Annotated in this window: 5 protein-coding genes; 1 reads left to right on the top strand and 4 read right to left on the bottom strand. The window is 63.6% G+C overall.

The features are described 5' to 3' along the window. Positions 1 to 85: 85 nt before the first annotated feature. Positions 86 to 520, top strand: coding sequence for a hypothetical protein (locus G4O04_06190; protein HEY58110.1), 435 nt, complete (start codon positions 86 to 88; stop codon positions 518 to 520). 8 nt (positions 521 to 528) lie between these two features. Here the strand turns inward: G4O04_06190 and G4O04_06185 are convergent, their stop codons facing one another. The 4 genes from G4O04_06185 to G4O04_06170 all read right to left on the bottom strand — a co-directional run. Then, positions 529 to 1,218, bottom strand: a complete 690-nt coding sequence (locus G4O04_06185) for a response regulator transcription factor (protein HEY58109.1) — start codon at positions 1,216 to 1,218, stop codon at positions 529 to 531. After that, complete coding sequence (locus G4O04_06180) at positions 1,208 to 2,641, bottom strand: sensor histidine kinase (protein HEY58108.1); 1,434 nt, start codon at positions 2,639 to 2,641, stop codon at positions 1,208 to 1,210. Before G4O04_06180 ends, G4O04_06185 begins: the two co-directional genes overlap by 11 nt. A 26-nt stretch (positions 2,642 to 2,667) precedes the next feature. Then, a complete protein-coding gene (gene nfi, locus G4O04_06175; GenBank protein HEY58107.1) occupies positions 2,668 to 3,372 on the bottom strand; it encodes a deoxyribonuclease V in 705 nt (234 codons plus the stop codon). 176 nt (positions 3,373 to 3,548) lie between these two features. Further along, on the bottom strand, positions 3,549 to 4,014 hold a 466-nt coding region (locus tag G4O04_06170; protein HEY58106.1), incomplete at its 5' end, for a hypothetical protein.

Genomic DNA, 4,014 nt, shown 5'->3' with positions numbered 1-4,014 from the left:
TGTCAAATGTCCCTGGAAAGGCAAAAGCGAATTTTTGTACAATGAAGTAGCGTGCTGGTTCCATCGCCCAAGGCCGGGATGTTCAATGAAGCTACACTGGCTTAGCCTAATCCATGGCTTTCTTTTCGGCCTGCCCACCCTGGTCCTGGTCGGGCATGGGCTGGTGGCGTGCTGGGAAGAAACGCTGGACGCCCTGGTGGTCAGGCCCCACCTGCGCAGCGCCTTTCAGCAACGGCTGGAACTCTGGACCGTCCTGGCCTGGGCCACCGTGATTTCCGGGGGGCTTTGCCTCTGGTGCCTTGACCGGCCGCTCACCAGCAGCCTGTGGATGTGGAAAATCGGCAGCGGGGTTCTAGGGGCCATCCTGCTGACAGAGATCACGCTCCAGGTGCGCCGGGGGGCCTTTTGGGGCAAGACCCCAGCGCACCAGAAACACAACCTGCTGCTTGGCCTGGCCCTGGCTGAAGCGGGCTTTTTTGTGGCCACTCTGCTTGGCGCGTTGAGCCACTATTTCCCCTGAGCCGCCCTTTAGCGCGCCTCCTTGTCCAAATCCGCCAATAAAGGGAAATAGTCAAACAGTCGGTGCTCCAGAGCGAAAGTTGCCACCTCGATGCGATTGCGCAGGCCCAGTTTCTCCATCACAGAACTGACATAATTACGCACGGTACCCTCACTGAGGTGCAACAAGCGACCGATTTCGCGATTGCTTTTGCCCCGGGCCACCAACGCCATCACCTGCAACTCGCGTTGCGACAAGGGGTCAAAGGGAGAAGTGTCCTCCCGGTGTTCCATCTGGCGCAGGTGGGAGACAATATAATCCGCCGCGCTGGGGTCGAGCACCGTCCTGCCGGCATAGGCTGAGCGGATGGCCTGGACCAGTTCCATGCTGTCAATGTTCTTGAGCACATATCCCGAGGCTCCGGCGCGGATGGCCTGGGTCACCAGTTCCTCGCTGAGGTACGAAGTCAACATGATGACCCGCGTCTTCGGATGGCGCTGCCGAATGGCTTGACAGGCCTCTAAACCGCTCCGCCCAGGCAGGCGAATATCCATCACCACCACATCAGGGCGCAACTGAGAGGCCAGGCGCAAGGCTTCTTCGCCGTCGGCCGCCTCGCCGACGACTACCATGTCCTCCTCCGCCTCCAAAAGCATGCGCAGGCCCAGGCGCACCACTTCGTGGTCGTCCACAATCAGGAGCCGAATTTTAGGCTTCATCTTCCTTCCCCGACGCAGGCTGAAGTTCGCTCAAAGGAACCGACAGCACCACCCGTGTGCCTTTCCCCGGCTGGGATTCAAAGCGCACGGTGCCGCCCAGCAAACGGGCCCGGTCTTCCATATTGCGCAGGCCGTAGCCTCGTTTGACGTGCGGGGGCAAGCCCACGCCCTGGTCCTCGACAATCAACACAAGGCGGTCATCTTGCTTTTGCAAACGCACCTGGATAAAAGGCGTGCGGGCATGCCGAATGGCGTTGGAAAGGGCCTCCCGCGCGAAGGAAACCAGATGCGCCGCCTTTTCCGGTGAAACCTGCACCGGCTCGCCATGGTAAGCAATATCCGTGCCCGAGATGCGCGCCGCGTCTTCTGCCAGCGAAGCCAACACCCGATGCACATCCGTGTTCCCCTCACGGGAAGGGGCGTGAAGCGTGCTCAAAAACCGCCGCAATTCCTGGATGGCTTTGTCCAGGGCTTCCCAGAGCCGCTCTATCTGGCGCACAGAGTTAGGGTTCTCGACGCAGCGACACAACGATCGGGCCAGCAACCCGGCAGCGTAAACATGCTGGAGCGCCCCATCGTGCAACTCGCGGGCGATACGCTCCCGCTCGATGGCCACGATTTGCGCCTGCTCCATCTGATCCAACAGGCGCTGCGTCTCGATGTTGAAGACCTCCAACACCCGAATGGTCAGCATGGCAAACGCCACACTCACCACCACCAGAGCAACCTCTGCCGGCAGATAAAGCCCCCGGCTGAAGATCTGGGCATTGATCCAATTGGCCGGAAACACGGGCAACGGCGGCGCCAAAGCCACAATCAACACAGCAAACAAGAGCAAGGCGATGCCCGCATAGCGCAGTTTGCTGTAAATAAAGTCCAACTCCAAGGTAACCAGATGCCGCTTGGCCTGAATGCGCAAGCCCCAAGCCGCCACCAGAGCTCCGGGCAACCCCAGCCCATAACGCGCCAATACATTCAGCCATTGTTGCCAAGTGCTCAAATCGATTCCCAGAGAAAGGCCCAAATAGAACATGATCAACCAGGTAGAAAAAAGGGCCATGCCGGTCAGGTCCAGCCAAGCCCAGCGCTCCGGCAAAGGACGCATCAGAATCAGGCCAAACTGCAACAACGCGCCAAAGGAGCCCCCCAAAAACAGCACCTGCAGGGTTTTCAACACCATGATCAGTTCGGTACCCTCATGGGTCCCGGCCACCTGAAACAGATAGACCAGCGGCTCTCCCCACAGGTAGAAGGCGTGAAAGAAGCCGAACACTGCCAGCCAAGGTAGCCCTCGGGCCAGGGCCAACCGGGAATGCCGCCGGGATTGCACGGCCACGGCCACGCCCATGGTAAAGAACACCTGGCCGTAAAAGAACAGCAGGGCCAGCCGGTTGGCCTCGAACCAATCGCGTAACGCCGTCATGGTGGGTTTATTTTACCCCATCCCGGTCACAACAAACGCCGGGCGGCTGGAGGCTGCGGCGGCGGCTGTCCACCTGCCACGCGGTGAGCCCAACGCAAGGGTTCGGGCAGGCGATACCCCCGCCCGCAGCGCAACACCAGGGCCACTGCCGAGGACAAATCCACCCGGTGGCCCACGCTGACCCACACCGGCTTCACCCCCTGGCGGGTGCGCACGCCCATAGCCACGACCTCGCCCTGATGCAACAGCGGCACCGTGGCACCGACCTCATCAGCCAGCGGCCCCGCCGGGCGGCCCACCAGCACCGCCTTCGCCACGCCTACGGTGGGCCAGTCCAACAGCACCCCGATGTGGCTGGCGATGCCCAACCGCCGCGGATGCGCCCAACCGTGGCCGTCCACCAACAACACATTGGGGCGCACGCGCAGCCTTGCCAAAGCCCGCAACAGCGCCGGCGCCTCTCGAAAGGAGAGCAGCCCCGGCATATAGGGAGCGGGGTTGTCCACCTCGGCCACGGCTACATCCACGAGGTCCATTTTGGGGAAAGACAGCACAGCCACAGCAGCGCGAATCTTCCCCTGAGGATAAGCCGCATCCAATCCGGCCACGAAGCGCACCTGCGTCCACGCCAGCGGTTCGCTACGCACGCGGGCGGCCAGGCGGCGCTGCAGCGCCTCGGCCTGATCAGGCGACAGGTCCCAGGGATGGTCCACGGTCAGGGGCCAGTCCATGCTCAATACGCCTCCAGGGTGCCTTTCTCACGCGCCCGGCGTTCCGCGGCGCGATAGGCCCACATCCCCAATCCAGGCATCGCCAACCCTATAGCCTGCTCCATCGTCCTCTCCATGAACGTGGCGCGTTCCCTGCATCCGGGCCCTGAGCCGGACGCCCGGGGAAGGCGCCGCGATCAGGAGAGGGCACCGTCCCAGCGCATCCAGAGCAGGTCCCGGTGCAGGGCAAAACCCGCCGCTGGGTAGCAGCGGTCGTCGTCCTCGGCGAAGGGAACCTCCAACAACACGGGCTGCGAAGCGCGCTGGCAGAGGGCCCACCCGGCCAGAGCCAGGGCCTCCGTGGCGGGCAGCTGAGGGGCCGCCAGGTACAGGGCGTCGTAGGCGCTGCGGGTGCGCAGGCGGGCCAGGCTCAGGCGCAACGTCTCGCCGTCCGCCCCACGCACGGCCACCTGACGCACCGGGCGCTGGCCCAACCAGCGGCGCAGCAGCCCCAGCGGCGTGGGCGCCAGGTCGCGCGGCAAGTCCAAGGGATAGAACCAGGCGATCTCGCCGGGATAGGCCTGCCGCAGCCAGGCCTGCTGCACCTGGGCGTCGCGGCGGCGCAAGGGGGTGAGGCGCAGGCCAGGCGGCTGCGGCGGGTCG

Source organism: Anaerolineae bacterium (genome assembly GCA_011176535.1).
Classification (GTDB): Bacteria; Chloroflexota; Anaerolineae; order Anaerolineales; family DRMV01; genus DUEP01.
Note: the sequence above shows the minus strand (reverse complement) of the source record. Positions and strands in the feature narration are given on the sequence as shown.

Excerpts from the sequence above, each read along its gene's own strand:
- nfi (HEY58107.1), bottom strand. The coding sequence starts at position 3,372 with ATGGACTGGCCCCTGACCGTGGACCATCCCTGGGACCTGTCGCCTGAT.
- G4O04_06180 (HEY58108.1), bottom strand. The coding sequence starts at position 2,641 with ATGACGGCGTTACGCGATTGGTTCGAGGCCAACCGGCTGGCCCTGCTG.
- G4O04_06185 (HEY58109.1), bottom strand. The coding sequence starts at position 1,218 with ATGAAGCCTAAAATTCGGCTCCTGATTGTGGACGACCACGAAGTGGTG.
- G4O04_06190 (HEY58110.1), top strand. The coding sequence starts at position 86 with ATGAAGCTACACTGGCTTAGCCTAATCCATGGCTTTCTTTTCGGCCTG.